The organism is Nocardiopsis moroccensis (genome assembly GCF_055763695.1).
Map to the genome: position 1 here is coordinate 2,423,599 of NZ_CP199747.1, position 19,389 is coordinate 2,442,987.

General features: G+C 72.3%; 21 protein-coding genes. 8 read left to right on the forward strand and 13 right to left on the reverse strand.

Annotated features, from left to right (window positions below; translation table 11 throughout):
- The first annotated feature begins 99 nt into the window (after nucleotides 1–99).
- The gene (locus ACUKCB_RS10785) at nucleotides 100–795 is read left to right on the forward strand and encodes a hypothetical protein (protein ID WP_473040379.1); all 696 of its coding nucleotides are present in this window, start codon (nucleotides 100–102) and stop codon (nucleotides 793–795) included.
- Nucleotides 796–816: 21 nt separating this feature from the next.
- Here the strand turns inward: ACUKCB_RS10785 and ACUKCB_RS10790 are convergent, their stop codons facing one another.
- Nucleotides 817–1,560 carry a GTP pyrophosphokinase gene (locus tag ACUKCB_RS10790; protein WP_473040380.1) on the reverse strand — a complete coding sequence of 248 codons (744 nt, stop codon included), beginning with the start codon at nucleotides 1,558–1,560 and terminating at the stop codon, nucleotides 817–819.
- Between the two features lie 131 nt (nucleotides 1,561–1,691).
- Nucleotides 1,692–3,194 (reverse strand): carboxylesterase/lipase family protein, encoded by a 1,503-nt coding sequence (locus tag ACUKCB_RS10795; protein ID WP_473040381.1) that lies wholly within the window; start codon nucleotides 3,192–3,194, stop codon nucleotides 1,692–1,694.
- A 285-nt stretch (nucleotides 3,195–3,479) separates the two neighbouring features.
- On the opposite strand from ACUKCB_RS10795, the gene ACUKCB_RS10800 reads away from it, so the two are divergent.
- Nucleotides 3,480–4,439, forward strand: coding sequence for a quinone oxidoreductase family protein (locus ACUKCB_RS10800; protein ID WP_473040382.1), 960 nt, complete (start codon nucleotides 3,480–3,482; stop codon nucleotides 4,437–4,439).
- A 25-nt stretch (nucleotides 4,440–4,464) separates the two neighbouring features.
- On the opposite strand, the gene ACUKCB_RS10805 is transcribed toward ACUKCB_RS10800, so the two are convergent.
- From ACUKCB_RS10805 to ACUKCB_RS10820, 4 genes are all read right to left on the reverse strand, one after another.
- Entirely contained in the window at nucleotides 4,465–5,052 is a 588-nt protein-coding gene (locus tag ACUKCB_RS10805; protein WP_473040383.1) for a helix-turn-helix domain-containing protein, read from the reverse strand.
- A gap of 196 nt (nucleotides 5,053–5,248) precedes the next feature.
- Entirely contained in the window at nucleotides 5,249–6,040 is a 792-nt protein-coding gene (locus tag ACUKCB_RS10810) for a tyrosine-protein phosphatase (protein ID WP_473040384.1), read from the reverse strand.
- 94 nt (nucleotides 6,041–6,134) lie between these two features.
- The gene (locus ACUKCB_RS10815; RefSeq protein WP_473040385.1) at nucleotides 6,135–7,034 is read right to left on the reverse strand and encodes an LLM class flavin-dependent oxidoreductase; all 900 of its coding nucleotides are present in this window, start codon (nucleotides 7,032–7,034) and stop codon (nucleotides 6,135–6,137) included.
- Between the two features lie 46 nt (nucleotides 7,035–7,080).
- Nucleotides 7,081–7,374, reverse strand: a complete 294-nt coding sequence (locus ACUKCB_RS10820) for a GNAT family N-acetyltransferase (protein WP_473040386.1) — start codon at nucleotides 7,372–7,374, stop codon at nucleotides 7,081–7,083.
- Between the two features lie 150 nt (nucleotides 7,375–7,524).
- Between ACUKCB_RS10820 and ACUKCB_RS10825 the strand changes: the two genes are divergently transcribed.
- The 4 genes from ACUKCB_RS10825 to ACUKCB_RS10840 are packed head-to-tail and all read left to right on the forward strand — an operon-like array spanning nucleotide 7,525 to nucleotide 11,290.
- Nucleotides 7,525–8,280, forward strand: coding sequence for an SDR family oxidoreductase (locus ACUKCB_RS10825; RefSeq protein ID WP_191271263.1), 756 nt, complete (start codon nucleotides 7,525–7,527; stop codon nucleotides 8,278–8,280).
- Nucleotides 8,281–8,285: 5 nt separating this feature from the next.
- Nucleotides 8,286–9,068, forward strand: coding sequence for an SDR family oxidoreductase (locus ACUKCB_RS10830; RefSeq protein WP_191271265.1), 783 nt, complete (start codon nucleotides 8,286–8,288; stop codon nucleotides 9,066–9,068).
- A complete protein-coding gene (locus ACUKCB_RS10835) occupies nucleotides 9,065–10,078 on the forward strand; it encodes a phosphotransferase family protein (RefSeq protein ID WP_473040387.1) in 1,014 nt (337 codons plus the stop codon). The genes ACUKCB_RS10830 and ACUKCB_RS10835 overlap by 4 nt, the downstream gene beginning before the upstream one ends.
- Complete coding sequence (locus ACUKCB_RS10840; protein ID WP_473040388.1) at nucleotides 10,079–11,290, forward strand: acyl-CoA dehydrogenase family protein; 1,212 nt, start codon at nucleotides 10,079–10,081, stop codon at nucleotides 11,288–11,290.
- A 147-nt stretch (nucleotides 11,291–11,437) separates the two neighbouring features.
- On the opposite strand, the gene ACUKCB_RS10845 is transcribed toward ACUKCB_RS10840, so the two are convergent.
- Both ACUKCB_RS10845 and ACUKCB_RS10850 read right to left on the reverse strand, forming a co-directional pair.
- Nucleotides 11,438–12,052: a TetR/AcrR family transcriptional regulator gene (locus tag ACUKCB_RS10845; RefSeq protein ID WP_473040389.1), complete on the reverse strand. Its 615-nt coding sequence runs from the start codon at nucleotides 12,050–12,052 to the stop codon at nucleotides 11,438–11,440.
- A gap of 124 nt (nucleotides 12,053–12,176) precedes the next feature.
- A complete protein-coding gene (locus tag ACUKCB_RS10850) occupies nucleotides 12,177–12,590 on the reverse strand; it encodes a VOC family protein (protein WP_473040390.1) in 414 nt (137 codons plus the stop codon).
- 75 nt (nucleotides 12,591–12,665) lie between these two features.
- On the opposite strand from ACUKCB_RS10850, the gene ACUKCB_RS10855 reads away from it, so the two are divergent.
- Nucleotides 12,666–13,280: a TetR/AcrR family transcriptional regulator gene (locus tag ACUKCB_RS10855; protein WP_473040391.1), complete on the forward strand. Its 615-nt coding sequence runs from the start codon at nucleotides 12,666–12,668 to the stop codon at nucleotides 13,278–13,280.
- 37 nt (nucleotides 13,281–13,317) lie between these two features.
- Nucleotides 13,318–13,878 (forward strand): GbsR/MarR family transcriptional regulator, encoded by a 561-nt coding sequence (locus tag ACUKCB_RS10860; RefSeq protein WP_473040392.1) that lies wholly within the window; start codon nucleotides 13,318–13,320, stop codon nucleotides 13,876–13,878.
- A 32-nt stretch (nucleotides 13,879–13,910) separates the two neighbouring features.
- Here the strand turns inward: ACUKCB_RS10860 and ACUKCB_RS10865 are convergent, their stop codons facing one another.
- From ACUKCB_RS10865 to ACUKCB_RS10885, 5 genes are all read right to left on the reverse strand, one after another.
- Entirely contained in the window at nucleotides 13,911–14,762 is an 852-nt protein-coding gene (locus ACUKCB_RS10865; RefSeq protein ID WP_473040393.1) for an ABC transporter ATP-binding protein, read from the reverse strand.
- The gene (locus ACUKCB_RS10870; RefSeq protein WP_473040973.1) at nucleotides 14,741–15,760 is read right to left on the reverse strand and encodes a FecCD family ABC transporter permease; all 1,020 of its coding nucleotides are present in this window, start codon (nucleotides 15,758–15,760) and stop codon (nucleotides 14,741–14,743) included. Before ACUKCB_RS10870 ends, ACUKCB_RS10865 begins: the two co-directional genes overlap by 22 nt.
- A gap of 149 nt (nucleotides 15,761–15,909) precedes the next feature.
- Entirely contained in the window at nucleotides 15,910–16,926 is a 1,017-nt protein-coding gene (locus ACUKCB_RS10875; RefSeq protein WP_473040394.1) for a FecCD family ABC transporter permease, read from the reverse strand.
- A gap of 10 nt (nucleotides 16,927–16,936) precedes the next feature.
- The gene (locus ACUKCB_RS10880; RefSeq protein WP_473040395.1) at nucleotides 16,937–17,974 is read right to left on the reverse strand and encodes an iron-siderophore ABC transporter substrate-binding protein; all 1,038 of its coding nucleotides are present in this window, start codon (nucleotides 17,972–17,974) and stop codon (nucleotides 16,937–16,939) included.
- Between the two features lie 263 nt (nucleotides 17,975–18,237).
- Complete coding sequence (locus tag ACUKCB_RS10885; RefSeq protein ID WP_473040396.1) at nucleotides 18,238–19,389, reverse strand: FAD-dependent oxidoreductase; 1,152 nt, start codon at nucleotides 19,387–19,389, stop codon at nucleotides 18,238–18,240.

The window sequence follows — 19,389 nt, forward strand, 5'->3', positions numbered from 1 at the left end:
CGGCATCGACGCATGTCAGGCCGCCTGTCACTAGCGTGAGCACCGGGATCGGGGCCGCCCCGACGGTCGCCGGTCCGCCACACGAACCACGGAGGGCCCATGGGCGGGACGAGCGAGGCGGGTACCGGAACCGAGCCGCGGCAGGAGCAGGGCGACGCGCACCTGTGGTCCGCGGGCACCACGGCGGCCGGTGCCGCCTTCGTGTTCGTCCTGCTGCGTCTGATGGCCGTCACCCACTACGACTGGCGGACCGCGTTCGGGCTGGCCGACGCGATCGACTTCGGCGACGCGGTCACCATCGTGGTGGGGACCTTCCTCGGCGCGGAGCGGATCACCCTGTGGCTGATGGCGTTCTTCGTACCGTTGACCGCGGCCGGGCATCTGCGCCACCTGCGCGAGGGCAACCGCTCCCCCGGCTCCCTGCTGGTCGTCGTGGCCCTCGCGGTCGTGTTCGCGGCCGCCGTGCTCTCCTTCTCCGCGTGGCCCGCCCTGGCCGCGGCTCTGGCCTGGTTCGCGTTCCTGGTCCTCGTCGACCTGCGCAGCGGCCCCGTCCGCCGGTTCTTCCACCGCCTCGTCGCCCGGGTCGGGATCCTCGCCCTGGCCGCGGTCCTCCTCGGGGCGGCCGTCGTCGACGAGGTGTGGGTGCCCGCCGAACGCATCGAACTCGACGACGAGGTGGTGCACGCCTACGTCGTGCAGAACGGCAGCCAGTTCCTCACCGTGCTCACCGCCGACACCCGGGAGAAACGGATCCTGCTCTCCCGCGAGGTCACCTCCCGCACCGAGGCGGACTGATCCCCGGCGCCGCGCCCGAGGTCAGTCGGAGCGCCCGGAGTTGACCCGCTCGGCCAGGGCGATCAACAGCTCGTCGGCCAGCGGCAGCTTGCGCAGTTCCTCCGGCCCCGGCAGCGGGGTTCCGGCGCGGTCGCCCTGCTCCCGGACCTCGGCGTGCAGGCGCTCCATGGTCACGTCCAACCGGTTGGCGGTCTCGGCCGCCTCGCGGAGCTCGTCGAGCAGTCCCTGGGGTACGGACTTGGCGTACTTGTAGTAGATCTTGTGTTCCAGGCTGGCCCAGAAGTCCATCGCGATGGTGCGGATCTGGATCTCCACCGGCACGTCCAGGGTGCGGTCGGACATCCGCACGGCCGTCTCCACCAGCAGGTGCAGGCTGCGGTAACCGTTGGGTTTGGGGTTGCGGATGTAGTCGCGCTCCTCCATCACCGTGATGTCCTCGTGCCCGGCCAGCATGTCCCGGATCTCGTAGGTGTCCGAGATGAAACTGCACGTCACACGGATTCCGGCGATGTCCAGGATGGCTTCGCGGATCTGGTTCAGGTCGTAGGGCACCCCGCGCCGGCGTGCCTTCTCCATGATGCTCGCGGGGGTCTTGAGCCGGGAGCCGACGTGCTCGATCGGGTTGTGGTCGTGGGTGTAGCGGAACTCCTCGTTGAGGATGTTCACCTTCGCCATCACCGTGTCGATGGCGAACTTGTAGGACATGAGGAAGCGCGCGACGTCGTCGCGGGCGGACAGCAGCGCTTCCGGAACGTCCTCCACCATGAAACAACCCCCGTCACACCAGTAACCGACCCCGTATCCGCATGTTATCGATCCGGATACCGGTCGGGAGCCGGTGTGCGACGGGGGCTGCCGCGAGGCGTCGCGCACGCTCTCGGAGTCGGGGCCGCGCCCTAACGGGAGGGGATCGGCACGTCCGCCCACAGGGCGCGCACGGGGGAGGCGTCACCCTCCACCAACGAGTCCTCCGTGTCCCAGATGCGCACCACGGTCGTGCCGGGACGGACCGCGGGCCACCCCGGGTCGCCGGTGGCGGCGAAACCGCTCCAGGCCGCCACCATGCGTTCGGACAGCGCACGCAGATCCGCGTCCGGCTCCCCGTCGCAGAGGAACACCGCCAGGTCGCAGTCCAGGTTGCCGAACGCGAAGGGCAGGTCGAAGGCGTGGCAGGCCCCCAGTCGGCCCTCCATCACCCGGCTCTGGGCGGCGAACCGGAAGAAGTACGCGCTGCCGCCGCCCGCCGCGTGCGCCTCGGCCAGCCGGACGGAGTACTCGCAGAACAGGGCGTCGCCGCGGATCTCGTTGAAGAGGTCGCGCAGGGAGGCGTCGGGGTACACGGACCGGTAGGCCTCGACCGCGCCCTCACCCAGGCCGAGGCGGCTCGCGGTGTGCGCGAGGGCCTCTTCGTCGTCGATCTGCACCTGTTGTCCGAGTTCGGTGAAGAGCCGGTACTCCTCGGTGTTGTGTCCGACGAGCAGGTCCGTTTCGGCGACGGTGCCCCGGGCGACCGCCTCCAGCGGGGGTTCGGGGAGTTCGGGGCCGCCGATGACGGGCGCGTAGCAGGTGAACGCCTTGGTGCGCACGCCCTTGCCCTCCTGGCCGCTGCCGGACAGGACCTCGTCGGTGGCCTCCAGGATCTTCTCCGGTGCCAGGGCGGCCAGTGCCTCGGCCTCCAGCGGCACCCCGGCGGCCTTGGCCACGGCCTCGGAGACGGAGCGGGCGACGTCGACGGTGACCATGTCGCCGGGGACGCTGTGCGCGACGACGCGGTGGAAGAGCCCGCGCGTCTCGGGCGAGGTCATCAGGCAGACCACGGAGCCGGCGCCCGCGGACTCCCCCGCGATGGTGACGTTGCCGGGGTCCCCGCCGAACCCGGTGATGTTGTCGCGTACCCAGCGCAGGGCGGCCGCCTGGTCGAGCAGGCCCCGGTTGTCGGGGCGGCCCGGAACGTGGCCGAAGCCCTCGAAGCCCAGGCGGTAGTTGACGCTGACCACGACCAGGCCGCTTTCGGCCAGCCGGGTGCCGTCGTAGAGGGCCTCGGACCCGGAGCCGACGATGTAGGCGCCGCCGTGGATCCACACCAGGACCGGGGCGTCCTCCCCTGCCGTCGCCGGGGTCCAGACGTTGAGGACGAGGCAGTCCAGGGAGGTGTCCGGGTCCCAGTGGGCCGCGCCGATCAGTTGGTTGCCCTGGGGCGGCGGGGGGCCGAATTCGGCGCAGTCGCGCGTTCCCTCCCAGGAGGGTGCGGGCGCGGGCGCGGCGAAGCGGTGCTCGCCGAAGGGGGCGGCGGCGTAGGGGATGCCCCGGTAGACCGTGACCCGACCGTCTCGGGAGCGCGGCGAGGGGACCCCGCGGACCCGGCCGTTCACGGTCGTCACGGTGTGTTCGGCGTCCACGTGTGCCTCCTTGGGAGTCGGTAGCACATCCACCTAACACCGTTAGTTTTGACCGCGCAAGACCTCGCCACGACCCGGGAGCGCACCCGGCCCGGTCACCAGGTGGGCCGCAGCGGCGGCGGAGGGGCCCACGGGCGGCCCCGCGGTGCACGGACGGACCCGCAGCCGCGAGGGTCCCGGCCGTGCGAGCGAGATCCGATCCGACCACCAGGCCGCACCCCAGGGCATACCACCTGGTCGGTATGATGCCTGCTGATGCCGCTCAACCAGTAGGAAGGGCCCACCATGCGTGCCATCCAGATCACCGAGTTCGGCGGACCCGAGGTCCTCACCCCCACCGAGCTGCCCGACCCGGAACCGGGCCCCGGCGAGATCCTCGTCGACGTCGCCCGCAGCGGCGTCAACTACGCGGACACCCACCAGGCCGAGAACACCTACCTGGCGCCCTCCACCCTGCCGATGGTCCCGGGTGCCGAGATCGCGGGGCGGACCGCGGACGGCCGCCGGGTCGTGGGACTGCTCACCGGGGGCGGCGGCTACGCCGAGAAGGCCTCCGCCGACCCGAACACCCTCTTCGAGATCCCCGAGGGGGTCTCCGACGAGGCCGCGCTGTCCCTGGTCGTGCAGGGGGCGACCGCCTGGGTACTGCTGCGCAAGAACGTGCGCATGGAGCCCGGTGAGTCGGTGGTGGTGCACGCCGCCGCCGGCGGTGTGGGCACGCTCGCCGTACAGCTGGCCAAGCACTTCGGCGCGGGCCGGGTGATCGCGGTCGCCAGCAGTGAGGAGAAGCGCAAGCTGGCCCTGGACCTGGGCGCGGACGCCGCCGTGGATTCCGCCGCCCCCGACATGACCGCCGCCCTGATCGAGGCCAACGAAGGCCGCCGGGTGGACGTCGTACTCGACATGGTGGGCGGACGCGTCACCGACGAGAGCGTGCGTGCGCTGGCACCCTTCGGTCGGCTGGCCTTCTACGGGATGGCCTCGCGCGAGCAGCCCAAGTCCGTACAGCTGCCGAACCTGATGCGTTTCTCCACCACCGTGAGCGGCATGTGGCTGCCGCACGCCTGGCTACTGCCGGGCGACGTGGTCGGCGGTGCGATGCGCGAGATGTTCGCCCTGGTCGCCGAGGGCCGCCTGCGGCCGGTCCTGGGCCAGAGCTACCCGCTGTCCGAGGCCCGTCGCGCCCACGAGGACCTGCGCGGCCGCGGGACCGTCGGCAAACTGACCCTGGACACCTCGGCCTAGAGTCGGGGTCCGCGTGCCCCCGGGGCTACGGTGAGGGCCGGTAACGGGCCCTGATGTGGAACCGCTCGCCCTGGGGGCCCAGCAGGCTCAGGAACTCGACCGGCTGTGCGCCTCCGTTGCCGAACCAGTGCGGCAGGTGGGTGTCGAACTCGGCGACCTCACCCGCGGCGAGCACGAAGTCCTGGTCGCCGAGGATCAGGCGCAGGCGCCCGTTGAGCACGTAGAGCCAGTGGTAGCCCTCGTGCGAACGGGGCTCCGCCAGGGGCTCGTCCGGCCCTGGCGGAAGGATCTGCTTGAAGGCCTGCAGCCCGCCCGGTTTGCGGGTGAGGGGGACGACGGTCATGCCGTTGCGGGTGAAAGGCCGGGGGAACACCCGCGGATCACCGCTGTCCGGGGCGCCGACGAGTTCGTCCAGCGGCACCTGGTAGACCTTCGCCAGGGGTAGGAGCAGCTCCAGCCCCGGTTTGCGCTGACCGGACTCCAGCCGGGACAGCGTGCTGACGGCGATACCCGTGGCCTCGGACAACTCGGCCAGGGTGCTTCCGCTCCGGCGGCGCAGCGCACGGAGCCTCGGACCGACCGCGTCCAGCACGGTCTCGAAGTCGTCGTTCACCCTTCGACAGTAACCACGGGCTTGCCGCCCGCGCAAAGTCCGTTGTCGGTTTCCCAATTCCGGGGGCGGGCGTTCGCCGGTGCCGGTGTGGTGACCCCTCAGCTTGCCGTCAGACACCGACAAGCTTCACCTTGACGACGTAGATCACATATCCGACATTTCTCGGATCCGGCTCACGCTGGTCCCGCAGGCCCGGTCAGACCAGGAGCCGGTCCCGGACCCGGGCGAGGTCCTCCTCGGCGGCCCCCGCCTCCAGGAGGCGGGCCCACGCGTCCAGGTCTCCGAGGACGTCGAGGACACTGCCGCGCACCGTCAGTCCGCGGTCGGCCAGCAGGGACTCGACCACCGGCCCCTGGTCCTTACGCCCCATCGCGGCGAACAGGGGGCCGAGCGCGGCGGTGGACAGCGCGTAGTCCTCGGCTATCGCGTCGGCCTCGACCTCCGCCAGGGCGAGCAGCAGCAGAGTGACCAGGCCGGTGCGGTCGCGTCCGGCTCCGCAGTGGAAAAGGACGCCGCCGGGCCCGGACCGTGCCAGCGCGGTGATCACCGCGGCGCACCGTTCGGCCTTGCGTTCGAGGAAGGGACGGAAGTAGAGCGGGGTCCCGTTCAGCCGCCCACGGTTGATTTCCTGCCAGAACTCGACGTCCTCGACGTGGTCCAGAGGCACCTCCAGACGCGTCATCCCCGAGGGGAGGGGCGCCCGGGGCGTCGTCGCGGGGAAGGAGGCGGATCCTCCCCGGCCCGTCAGTCCCTCGCCCGGAGCCGGCCGGATCTCGTCCGGGTTGCGCAGGTCCACGATGGTGCGCACACCGGCGGCACGGGCGGCCCGCCACCCCTGAGCGGTGACGAAACGCGGGTCAGCGGATCTGACGAAGGCCCCGGGGCGGGTGGTCCGGCCGTGGCGGGTGGGGAGGCCGCCGAGGTCACGGGTGTTGAAGAAGCCTTCCCAGGTGATCTGCCTGCTGTCGCTCGTGGAAACCAGGGCCACTCCCCCCGTAGGAACCGGACGCGGGAGCGATCGTTCCCCCTGACGGCGCGGCAACACCGCCCGGGAGGCCTTCGTGCGCTCTCACCGCGGCCCCTCAGCCCCGGGCCCGGCCGACGGCCTCCCGCACCGCCGGAGCGACCTCGGCGGCGAACAGCTCCACCTGCTCGGGTGAGTCCTGCGCGGGGCCCAGGACGAACGTGTCCATCCCGTACTCGACCGCGAACTCCGTCAGCTGCTCCACCCACTTGCCCACCGGGCCGTCCAGGGGGTTGTCCGAGGCGCCCGTCTCCCCGATGGTCCCCCACAGGTTGTACACCCGGCGGATCGAGGCGGGGTCGCGCCCCGCCCGGGCCGCGCCCTCGTCGATGCGCTCGTGCATCCCGGGCAGCTTCTCGGGGCCGGCGAAGGCGTAGGAGGGCACCCAGCCGTCGGCCACCCTGCCCGCCTCCCCGAGCAGGCGCGGACCCAGCACCCCCAGCCAGATCCCGATGTCGTGCACGGGCCGCGGTCCGGGCTTGACCCCGGCCAGGCGGTAGTGCTCGCCCTCGAAACGCACCGACCGCTGGTCCGACCACAGCAGGCGGATCACCTCGACCGCCTCCAGCAGGGCGTCGGCGGCCTCGCGCGGGCTGCGCCGGGGCCCGCCCATGGCCTCGATCGCCTCCCAGAAGCCGCCGGCGCCCAACCCCAGCTCGAACCGGCCTCCGGAGAGGACGTCCAGGCTCGCGGCGTTCTTGGCCATGACCGCGGGCGGGCGCAGCGGGAGGTTGGCCACGTCGGGGAAGACCCGCAGCCGTTCGGTGCGGGCCAGGACCGTGGCCATCAGGCTCCAGGTGTCCAGGTGCCGCCGCTGGTATGGGTGGTCCTGGATTCCGGCGAAGTCGAGTCCGCCGCGTTCGGCGGCGTCGACCACGGCCAGGGTGCGTTCCAACGCGGCGGCCTCGGGTGAGGGGAAGACACCGAAGCCGATCTCGCGCCCGTAGTCGATGCTCACTCTCGGCCTCCTGTGACGGGTGACGGATGGTCGGGGCCCGGGGCACTCACTCGTCCGGGGAGCGGTACACCAGGTCGGCGTAGTCGCGGTGGCGTTCGATCCACCCCTTGACGAAGGGGCACAACGGGAGCACGGCCAGCTCGCGGCCGCGTACGTCGTCGAGCGCCTCGCGGACCAGGACGCTGCCCATCCCCTTGCCCTCGAAGGCGGGGTCGATCTCGGTGTGGGTGAAGGTGATGAGGTCGTCGGTGAGGATGTACTCGGCGTATCCGGCGACCTCACCGTCGGCTCTGACCTCGTAGCGGCGCTTGTCGGGAACGTCGGTGACCTCGGTGGCCATGGCGGCACCTCCTGTGTGTCCGGTGCGGGCGCCCCTGCCCGCGTCCGAGCCATTCTCGCCCCTTGACCTGCCCGCGTACCCCTTGCGGCACGCACCTTCGCGGACATAGAGTCTCCCTGACATACCGACCAGTCGGTCTAAGGAGTACGCATGACTTCGCGGTTCGGCGGGCGCACCGCCATCATCACCGGTGCCAGTCGCGGCATCGGCCTGGCCATCGCCCAACGGCTCGTCTCCGAGGGCGCCCGCGTGTGTATCACCGCGCGCAAGCCCGAAACCCTCCAGGAGGCGGTCCAGGCCCTCGGCGGCCCCGAGCACGCCATCGGCGTCCCCGGCCGCGCCGACGACCCCGAGCACCAGGACGCGGCGATCGCCGCCACCCTGGAGGCCTTCGGCAGCGTCGACCTGTTCGTCAACAACACCGGGATCAACCCGGTCTACGGCCGCATGGTCGACCTCGACCTGGACGCCGCCCGCAAGATCTTCGAGGTCAACGCGCTCTCGGCGATCTCCTGGGTGCAGAAGGTCCACAAGGCCTGGCTGGCCGAGCACGGCGGCGCCATCGTCAACGTCTCCTCCGTCGCCGGGACCAAGCCCGCCCCGGGTATCGGCTTCTACGGGGCCACCAAGGCCATGCTCAGCCACATCACCGAGGAGCTCGCGGTGGAGCTGGGCCCGGACATCCGGGTGAACGGCGTCGCCCCGGCCGTGGTCAAGACCCGCTTCGCCGAGGCCCTGTACGAGGGGCGCGAGGAGAAGGTCGCCGCTCAGTACCCACTGGGCCGCCTGGGCCTGCCCGAGGACGTCGCGGGCGCGGTCGCGTTCCTGCTCTCCGAGGACGCCGCGTGGGTCACCGGCCGCACCCTGGTGCTGGACGGCGGCGTCACCCTCACCGGAGGGGTGTGAACGGCATGGAGCTGAACGACATCGGAGCCGTGGTCACCGGCGGCGGCAACGGGATCGGCGCGGCGGTCGCCCGCCGGCTTGCCGGGGCCGGGGCCCGCGTCGTGGTCAACGACCTGGACGCGAACGCCGCCGAGGCCGTGGCGAGCGAGATCGGCGGGATCGCCGTCCCCGGGGACGCCGCGAGCGAGGAGGGCGTCACCGCCCTGATCGCCGAGGCCGGGGCCCACCTGGGCGGGATCGACCTGTACATGGCCAACGCCGGGGTCGCCGTCAGCGGCGGCCCCGAGGCCCCGGAGGCGGACTGGGACCTGTCCTGGCAGGTCAACGTGATGGCGCACGTACGCGCCTCCCGGGAGCTGCTGCCGGGCTGGTTGGAGCGTGGCCGCGGTCGCCTGCTCACCACCGTGTCCGCGGCGGGCCTGCTCACCATGCTGGGCAGCGCCCCGTACTCGGTGACCAAACACGCGGCGCTGGCCTTCGGCGAGTGGATGTCGGCCACCTACGGGGACCGCGGCATCACCACACAGTGCGTGTGCCCCCTGGGCGTGCGCACCAACATGCTCGACGACTCGGGTTCGGGAGGCCAGGCCATCCTGTCCGGGGACGCCATCACCCCCGAGGAGGTCGCCGACGCCGTGATGGCGGGGCTGGCCGACGGGCGCTTCCTCATCCTGCCCCACCCCCAGGCCGCCGACTACTACGCGGCCAGGGCCACCGACACCGACGCCTGGCTGGCCGGGATGCGCCGCCTCCAGGCCAAGGTGTTCAGCGACGAGGAGCAGGCATGAGCGACGAACTTCCCGGCCTGGACCTGGACCGACTCCGCTCCCATCTGGACGGCGAAGCCCCCGGGCTGGTCTCGGGTCCGCTCAGCGGGGAGGTGATCGCGGGCGGCAAGTCCAACCTGACCTACGTGGTCACCGACGGCACCGGATCCTGGGTGGTGCGCCGCCCGCCGTTGGGGCACGTACTGGCCACCGCGCACGACATGCCCCGCGAGTACCGGGTCATGACCGCCCTGCACGAGACCGCCGTCCCGGTGCCGCGCACCCACCTGCTGTGCGAGGACACCGAGGTGCTGGGAGCACCGTTCTACGTCATGGAGCACGTGCGGGGCACCCCCTTCCGCACCCGCGACGAGATCGCTCCGCTCGGGGCCGAGGGCGTGCGCAGGGTCGCCGACGGGCTGGTCACCACGCTGGGCGACCTGCACGCGGTGGACCCCGAGGAGGTGGGCCTGGGCGACTTCGGCCGCCCGGCCGGCTTCCTGGAGCGCCAGGTGCGGCGCTGGAGCAAGCAGCTGGAGGCCTCCCGCAGCCGGGACATCCCCGGGATCGACGAGCTGCGCGACCGGCTCGCCGCCTCGCTGCCCGAACAGTCCGCGCCCGCGATCGTGCACGGCGACTACCGGCTCGACAACGTGCTCGTCGACGGGGACGGACGGCTCACCGCGGTACTGGACTGGGAGATGGCCACCCTCGGCGACCCCCTCGTCGACCTGGGCCTGATGCTCGTCTACCGGGAGCAGCCGGTCACCGGCGGCGGCCTGCCCGCCACCTCGGTCGAGGGTTTCCCCCACTCCCCCGAACTGGTCCAGATGTACGCGGCCGCGACCGGTCGGGACGTGTCCCGGCTCGGCTGGTACGTGGCCTTCGGCTGCTTCAAGCTCGCGGTGATCGCCGAGGGCATCCACTACCGGCACAGCCGGGGACTCACCGTGGGAGCGGGCTTCGACGGGATCGGCGACGTCGTCGCCCCTCTGGTTGAGCGCGCCCACACCATGCTCAAGGAGGACTAGATGGACTTCGCCTACGACGCCGAGACCGAGGAACTGCGCCAGCGGCTCCTGACCTTCATGGACGAACACGTCTACCCCGCGGAACCCGTGTTCGAGGCCCAACTGGAGGAGCGCACGGACCCCTGGGCGATCCCCCCGGTCGTCGAGGACCTCAAGGCCGAGGCCCGCAAGCAGGGGCTCTGGAACCTGTTCCTGGCCGGGCACCCCGAACACGGCGGGCTCCCCAACCTCCAGTACGCGCCGCTGGCCGAGATCACCGGGCGCAGCTCCCGCCTGGCCCCCATGGCTTTGAACTGCGCCGCCCCCGACACCGGGAACATGGAGGTGCTGACCATGTTCGGCACCCCGGAGCAGAAGAAGCAGTGGCTGGAGCCGCTCCTGGACGGCAGGGTCCGTTCCGCCTTCGCCATGACCGAGCCCGACGTCGCTTCCTCCGACGCCACCAACATCACCACCCGCATCGTCCGGGACGGTGACGAGTACGTGATCAACGGGAGCAAGTGGTTCATCAGCGGGGCGCTCAACCCGGCCTGCGAGATCCTGATCGTGATGGGCAAGACCGACCCCGAGGCCGAGCGGCACCGGCAGCAGAGCATGGTGCTGGTACCGCGCGACGCCCCGGGTCTGCGGATCGGTCGCGGCATGAGCGTGTTCGGTTTCGACGACAGCGACCACGGCGGCCACGCCGAGGTGTTCTTCGACGACGTGCGCGTCCCCGCGCAGAACCTGATCGGCGGTGAGGGTGAGGGGTTCGCGATCGCGCAGGCCCGTCTGGGCCCGGGCCGCATCCACCACTGCATGCGTTCCATCGGCGTCGCCGAGCGGGCCCTGGAGCTGACCTGCAGGCGGGTGCTGGACCGGGTGGCCTTCGGGCGGCCCCTGGCCGAGCAGGGGGTGGTCCGTGAGTGGATCGCCGAGGCCCGGGTCGCGATCGAGCAGCTGCGCCTGCTGGTGCTCAAGACCGCCTACCTGATGGACACCGTGGGCAACAAGGGTGCGCACAGCGAGATCCAGGCGATCAAGATCGCCACCCCGCGCACGGTGGAGTGGATCCTGGACAAGTGCGTCCAGGCGCACGGCGCCGCCGGTGTCAGCCAGGACCTGCCGCTGGCCGCCTGGCAGGCGGGGATCCGTTCGCTGCGACTGGCGGACGGTCCCGACGAGGTGCACCTGCGCTCGCTGGCCCGTGCGGAGCTGCGCAAGTACGCGTAGCGGTCGTCGACGGCCGGGAACGGCGCGGTCCGAAGGGTCGGGGGTGGTCGGTGCCCCCGGCCCTTCGGCCGTACCCGGTGCCGGTCCGGCCCCGCCCGGTGCCGGATCGTTCTTCCGGGGCCGCCCGGGCCCGGGCGGCCCCGGAGGTCAGACCCCGGGGCGCAGGCCCGCCAGGAGCAGGTCGGCGAAGTGGCGGCCCACATCGGTGCCGGAGAGCTCTCCCTGGCTCCGGTACCAGGTGCCAAGGTGGTGCACCGAGCCGAAGAAGTAGTCCACGACCAGCTCGGCGGGCACGTCGTCGCGGAAGACGCCCTCGCTCTGACCCTGCCCGATCATGGCCCGGAAGAGCTCGTGGTACTTGCGGCGCTCGGCGCGGACGCTGCGCTGTTTCTCCGGGGCGAGCTGGTGCATGGATCGGAAGAAGATCTTGCTGTCGTCGAGGTTGGCGATGCTGGTGACGATGACGTCGGCGGCGGCCGCGTGGACGCGTTCGGCGACGGGCGCCTCGCGGGAGGAGATCTCGACGAGGTGGTCGGTCTGCATCCGAAGGACCCGGGCGTAGATCTCGTGGAGCAGGTCGTCCTTGGAACCGAAGTAGTGGTACATGGCGCCCTTGGTGACGCCCGCGGCGGCCACGACCTCCTGTACCGACGTGCTCTCGAACCCCTTCTCGGCGAAGAGCCGCGTGGCGGCCCCCAGCAGGCGTTCGGGCACGGTCCCGCGCTCGGCTCCGGTTTCGGCCGTCCGCTGTTCTCGTACCATGTCCCGCCTCACGTCGTGCCCCCGTTCCCTCGGTGGTGATTCGGCCACCGACCGAGACAGCATACCGACCGGATGGTACCCGACGTACGGGCACGGGCCCTTCGGGAACGGGGATCGGAAGCGGTCAGTCGAGGTACTGCTCCGCGTACTCGCCGGAGGGCTCGATCGGGGTGATGACGTCCACCAGGGTCCCGGCGGGGTCGGTCACGATGAAGTGCCGCTGGCCGAAGTCCTCGCTGCGCAGGGACAGCACGGGTTCGAGGCCGCCCCGGACCACGAGCCGTTCCCACTCGGCGTCCACGTCGGCGACCTCGAAGTTGAGCAGCACGCCCCGGGCCGCGTCCCGGTGGCCCCCGGGCAGGGTCGGATGCCCCGCCTCCAGCAAACCGAGCTCGTAGCCGGGCGACCCTGGGTGGCGCAGGCTGACGTACCAGTCCGCCACGAAGGCGTCCTCGAAGCCGAACCACTCCTTGTAGAAGGCGTGGCTCTCCTGGAGCCGGGGTGTGCACAGGACGGGATAGAAGCTCTTGAGTCTCATGGCTCTCCTTTTACATACCAACGGTATGTCGAGTTACGCTATTGACGTACCATCGGTATGTCAAGAGGAGGACCGTTGCCCAAGGACACCGGGGCCCGGGCCGAACAGCGCGCCCGGACCAGACGGACACTGCTCGCTCAGAGCCGCCGCCTGTTCACCGAACACGGGTACGGCGGGGTGGGCCTGGCCGAGATCGTGGCCGCCTCGGCGGTCACCAAGGGCGCGCTCTACCACCACTTCGACGGCAAGCCCGCGCTGTTCCGCGCCGTCCTGGAACAGGTCCAACAGGAGGTGGGTGCCACCGTGGCCGAGGCCGCCGAGGCCCGAACCGACCCGTGGGAGCAGCTGATCGCCGGGTGCCGGGCCTTCCTCACCGCCAGCACCGCACCCGACGTACGCCGGATCATGCTGGTGGACGGCCCCGCCGTGCTGGGGTGGAACCAGTGGCGCGCACTCGACGAGTCCTCCTCCGCCCGCCACCTGGAGGAGTCGCTCACCGCGCTGGCCGAGTCGGGGATCCTGCGCCCCCAGCCGGTCGCCCCCCTGGCCCGTCTGCTGTCGGGTGCCATGAACGAGGCGGCCCTGTGGCTGGCCGAGTCGGGGAACGGACAGGACCTGGAGGACGTGTGGTCGGCGCTGTCCCGCCTGCTGGAGTCCCAGCGCCGTTCGGAGTCCCGGCGCCGTGACTGACACCGGAGCGCCCGGGCGGGGCGATATCGTGGCCCCCATGGCGCAGGGGGCACAACAGGAACGACCGTCGGGCGCGGATCCGGCCCGCGGGTCCGGGGAGGAGGCGGACCGGTTCAGGGACGAGTTCGTCGGACGCTTCTCCGAGTACTGGAACTCCCAGGGCCGTCCCAGGACCGAGGGGCGCATCGTGGGCTACCTCCTGGTGGCCGACCGGGACGCGGTCAGCGCCGAGGAGGTCGCCGAGGGGGCCGGGGTCAGCCGGGGCTCGGTGTCACAGTCGGTGCGCCGCCTGCGCGAGCTGGGCTTCGTGACCCTGGTCGAGGTGCCCGGCCGGCGCTCCCGGCTGATCAGCATGGACGAGGACGTGTGGGGCGGCTTCCTCCGCAACGAGCGCTCCTACCTGCGCCGGCAGCGCGATCTCGCCGCCGGCGCCCTGGAACGCCTCCCCGATCTGGGCGCGTCCTCCCGCACCCGGCTGCGCAACATGTACGACTACATGACCTGGCTGGACGGCTACCACGACGTCCTCCTGGAGCGCTGGGAGGAGTACAAGGCGGCCCGGCCCGAGCGCGAGGGCCCGGGGTCCGCTCCCCGCTGACCCCGTCCGCGGAGGGCGCGGGACCGGAGGACTCACCGGCCGGCGCGTTCACCCCGCAGGGCGCGCTCGTGCGGGATGACCAACGGGGTGCCGGTCCGGGGGTCGGGGACCACGTCGCAGGCGAGCCCGAACACCGTCTCCACCCGCTCGGCCGTCACGACGTCCGCGGGTGCGCCGTCGGCGACCACCGCTCCCCCGTCCATCATCACCAGGCGGGTGGCGAAGCGGGCCGCCTGGGCCAGGTCGTGCAGGACCGCGACGACCGTGCGGCCGCGCCGGTGCAGCTCCGCGAACAGCTCCAGCAGGTCGTACTGGTGGGCGATGTCCAGGTAGGTGGTGGGTTCGTCCAACAACAGGGTCTCGCTGTCCTGGGCCAGGACCATCGCCACCCAGGCTCGTTGGCGCTGACCGCCGGAGAGCGACCCCACCCGGGCCCCGGCCAGCTCGGACAGCCCGGTGAGCTCCAGGGCGCGGGCGATGGCGGTCTCGTCCTGCGGGGTCCACTGGCGCAGCAGCGTGTGGTGGGGGAACCGGCCGCGTGCGGCCAGAGCCCGGACGGTGATGCCCTCCGGCGCGAGGGGACTCTGCGGCAGCAGCGCCAGTCGGCGGGCGACCGCCTTGGGCCGTTGGGAGCGCATGTCGCGGCCGTGCAGGAGCACCCGGCCGGATTCGGGCCTGTTGACCCGCCCCAACGCCTTGAGCAGGGTGGACTTTCCGCAGCCGTTGGGGCCCACGATGACGGTGAACTCGCCCTCCTCGATACCCAGGTCCAACTCGCGCACGACCGGGTCGCCCCCGTAGCCGAGGGTGAGCCCCTGGGCGAACAGCACCGGTGTGGTTTCCTGACGCACGTCCTCGCTGCTCAAAGAGTTCCCTTTCGCCATTCACGGATCAACAGGTAGCCCAGGTACACGCCGCCCAGGGCCATGGTGAAGAGGCCGACCGGCAGTCCGTCCCCGACGGGCGAGTGCTGGACGGCCAGGTCGGCGCAGACCAGCAGCAGGGCGCCCACCGCCCCGGACAGGACCAGGTTGGGTCCCGGCGCGGCACTCAGCCGGCGGGCGATCTGCGGTGCGGTCAGCGAGAGGAACGCGATCGGCCCGGCGACGCTCACCGCGGCGGCCGAGAGCACCACGGAGAGGGCGACCGCCCCGGTGCGTGTGGCGGTGGCGCGGGCGCCCAGGGAGTCGGCGAGCTCGTCGCCCATTTCGTTCACGGTGATCGGCCCGGCCAGGGCCAGCACGAACGGCAGTGTCAGGGCCACCGCCAGCCAGATCGTGGCGGCATGGTCCCAGGAGCGCGCGCCCAGGCTGCCGTTGACGTAGGCGGACAGGACGCTGGCCTGGTCGCGGGCCATCACCGAGACCACGAAGTGGGTGAAGGCCGTGGCCATGGCGGCCACGCCGATCCCGGCGACGATCAGCCGACCGGGGTCGCGCAGCCCGGTGCCGGTCACCAGGTACACGGTGACGATGGCCAGGACCGCGCCGGCCAGGGCGCCCACGGGCACCGGGACCACGCCCGGCAGCATCAGGGCGGCCACGGCGGCCCCCGCCCCGGCGCCCGGGGCGAGTCCGATCACGTCGGGGCTGCCCAGGGGGTTGCGGGTGACCGACTGGAAGAGGGCGCCCGCCAGGCCCAGGGCGACCCCGGTGCCCGCCGCGACGACCAGTCGGGGGCCGCGCAGGCGTTCGAGCACGAAGAGGTGGGTGGCCTCGCCCTGTCCGCCGAGCACCGCGGGCAGCTGGGCGAAGGGAACGCCGAGGCGCCCCAGGCTCAGCGTGGCGACGGCAGCCGCGGCCAGGCCCGCCAGCACCAGCAGGGTCGCCGCGACCGAGCGCGGGCGCACCGGCAGGGCGAGGACGCGACCGATCCGCAGCACGCGCCCGGTGGGACGCACGTCCGGGGTCGGGAAGGGTCCGCTGCCCGAGGGGTCCGTACCCGAGAGGCCAGTATCCGAGGGGTTCGTGTCCGGGGATTCCGGCTCCGGGGGCTCCGCTCCGGGAGACGGGTGCCTCGGGATCGTCCGGCTCATGCGGCCCCCTTCGTCCTGCGCAGTACGTACAGCAGTACCGGGGCGCCCACGAAGGCGGTGACCACGCCGACCATCAGTTCCATCGGCCGCACGACGGTGCGACCGAGGACGTCGGCCGCCAACAGCAGCGTGGGGCCGGCCAGGAGCGCGAAGGGCACCTGGAGCCGGAAGTCCGCCCCCACCAGGGCACGCACCACGTGCGGGACGGCCAGGCCGACGAAGGCGATGGGGCCGGCCGCCGCGGTGGCCCCGGCGGCCAGCAGGACCCCGGCGACCAGCCCCCCGGCACGGGTGACGGTGACGTTGGCGCCGGTGGCCACGGCCGCCTCGTCGCCCAGGGCCAGCGCGTTGAGGCCGCCCATGACGGCCAGGGCGATGAGCAGGCCGGGGACGAGGACCGGCAGGACCGCCGTCACCACGTCGGTGCCGCGTCCGGCGAGGGAGCCCACCACCCAGTAGCGGTAGCTGTCGAAGACCTCGGGCATGCTCAGCGCGACGGCCTGCACGTAGGCGGTCAGGACGGCCGAGACCACCGCCCCGGCCAGGAGCAGGCGGACCATGCCGCCGTCGCCGCCCCTGGTGCCCACGGTGTAGGCGGCCAGTCCCGCCAGGAGTGCGCCGGGCAGCGCCCACCAGACCGTTCCGGTGACCGAGGTGGGGCCGAGCACGGCGGTGGCGGTGGCCACCGCGGCGGCCGCCCCGGCGTTGACGCCGAGCAGCCCGGGGTCGGCCAGCGGGTTGCGGGTGATGCCCTGCATGAGGGTCCCGGCCACCGCGAGGGCGGCCCCGGCGACCACCCCGACGAGGGTCCTGGGGATCCGGCTCTGCACCACGGTGACGGTGTAGGGGTCGGCGCCGCCGGCCAGGGCCCGCCACACCTCGGCGGGGGCCGTGGGTTTGCTGCCCGCGACCAGGCTGAGCAGGACCGCCCCGGCCAGGGCCGCCGCGCCCGCGCTCAGCACGAGCACGGCGCGGGCGGGCCCGGCCTTCGGGGTCGTCGTCTTCACGTTCACCTGGGGTGTGTCAGTCGTCGAGCTGGTCTGCGGCCTCTTCGATGAGGGGCACGTAGCGGTCGATGACCCAGGGGACGGTGAGCGGGTTGATCAGTGAGGAGGCCGTGACGAAGGAGGTGTCGTCGCTGGTGACCACGGCGCCCCGCTCGATCGCGGGGATGGCCGCGTACAGGTCCTGGCCCTCGATCTCGGCACGGGTCTCGGGGTCGCTGTAGAAGGTGAAGACGAGGTCGCTGTCGGCGAGCTTGTCGGCGTTCTCCAGACCGATGATGGCGGAGTCGGTGCCCTCGGCCTCGGGGAGGGTCTCCACGACCGGGTCCACCTCCAGGCCCAGTCTGCGGACCATGGCCACGCGCTGCTCGTCGGGCATGAAGACCCCGAGGGTCCCGGGGCCGTCGGTGTAGATGTAGGAGAAGGTGAGGTCGGCGAAGTCGGGGTGGTCGGCGGCGGCCTGCTCGAAGCGCTCCTCGATCTCGACGACCAGTTCTCCGGCCTCCTCGGGCCGGCCGAGCGCCTCGCCGATGATCTCGATCTGCTGGTCCCAGTCGGTGCTCCAGGGCAGGTCGGGGTAGGCGACCGTGGGGGCGATGTCGCTGAGGATGTCGTACTGCTCCTGTGTGACACCGGACCAGGGGGCGAGGATGACGTCGGGGGCGAGCTCGATGATCGCCTCGAAGTCGATGTCGTCGGCGCCGGCGAACTGTTCGGGGAGCTCCTCGCCGGACTCGGTGACGGCCTCGTGGATCCAGGGCAGGTAGCCGGTGTCATCGCTGCCCCACTCGTAGCTCTCGATACCGACCGGCACGGTGCCCAGGGCGATGGCGGTCTCGGCGGAGCCCTGGCCGAGGGTGACCACGCGCTCGGGCCGGTCGGGGATCTCGGCGGTGCCCAGGGCGCTCTCGATGCTGACGGGGAAGGTGCCCTCGGCGGAGGTCGCGCCGCCCTCCGTGCTCTCGGCGCTCTCGTCGCCGCTGCCGCAGGCGGCCAGGCCGAGGGCCAGGGCCGCGGTGAGTCCGATACCGCCGACACGGCGCAGGGTGGGGTTCATGCTCACTGCTTTCTTCGTCACGGGGAGCGGCCGCGTCGTCTTCGGCGGGCCGTTTGCAGGGGGGACGCCCGGGTACGGGCAGCACAAAATCCAGGCATATCGGGGCAAATCCCCAATAGGAACATAGGTTAGTCTAACCTCACTTGAGAGGATTTCAAAAAATATGAAACCTGCGTGCCGACTCGCCCGGTCCCGCACGCACGACGGGCGCCCGTCCCGGTGGGAGGGGCGCCCGTCGTGCGTCGCGGTTCGGGAGTCGCGGTTCAGGGACGGCGGTCGGTGAGCACATTGCTCACCCCGCCCAGATAGCCGACGTACCGGCGGGCGGCCAGGGCACCGGCCCGCTCCCGGCCCAGGACACGGGGCGCGGACAGGCGCAGGACCGCCTCCGCCCCCGAGGCCAGCAGCGCCAGGGAGACGGGCCCTTTGCGGACCGATTCGTACCGGCGCAGCGCGGCGGCGGGATCGGCGGCGGCCCCCTCCTCCGCGAGCGCCAGGCTCAGCGCCCACGCGTCCTCCAACGCCTGGTCGGCCCCCTGCGCCGCGGAGGGCGGGAAGGCGTGCGCGGCGTCGCCCAACAGGGTCGCACCGCCCTTGCCCCAGACCCTGGGCACCCGGTGGCGGACGTGTTCGGTCAGCACCAGGTCCTCGTCCCGGACGTGTTCCAGCACCGTGCGCACGTCCGGGTCCGTCCAGTCGCCGAACAGCCTGCGCAGCACGGCCGCCGGGGACTCGGGGCGGGGGGTGCCCGGACGCCAGCGCACGTCGAACCAGCACCGCACGAGCCCGTCCCCGGCCGGGGCCATCCCGCACGTGCCCTGCCTCCCCTGGACCAGGGCCGCGTCGGTGCCCGCCGCCAGGCCCACGGGCACCGGGGCGAGCACCTGCCAGCTCGCCCACCCGGTGGGGCGGGCGGGATCCCGGTCCCACAGGTCGCGCCGGGCCGCCGAGCGGGCCCCGTCGGCACCGACCACCACGTCACCCGTGGCGCTGCTGCCGTCACCGAAGAGCGCGCTCACGGTGCCGTCGGGGTTCACCCGTACCCGGGTACAGGCCCGACCGAAGCGCACCGTGCCCTCGGGCAGCCCCTCGGCGAGCAACTCCAGAAGCGCGTGCCCGGGCACCGTCCGGCTCCCGAAGCCGTAGTGGTCGCGGGCCGTGTCCGTGTCGAGCGTGCGGCGCACCCGCCCCGAGGGGTCACGGTTGCGCACACTGTCGAGACGGCGTCCGATCCCCCCGGCGTCCACGCCCAGGGCGCTCAGGGCGGCGGTGCCGTTGGGGTGGAGGCCGAGCCCGACACCGTCGGAACGGAGGTCGGCCGCCCGCTCGTGGACCTCGACCGCGTGCCCCTGCCGGATGAGCCCACGAGCCAGGGCGAGTCCGCCCGTACCGGCTCCGATGATGACGATCCTCAT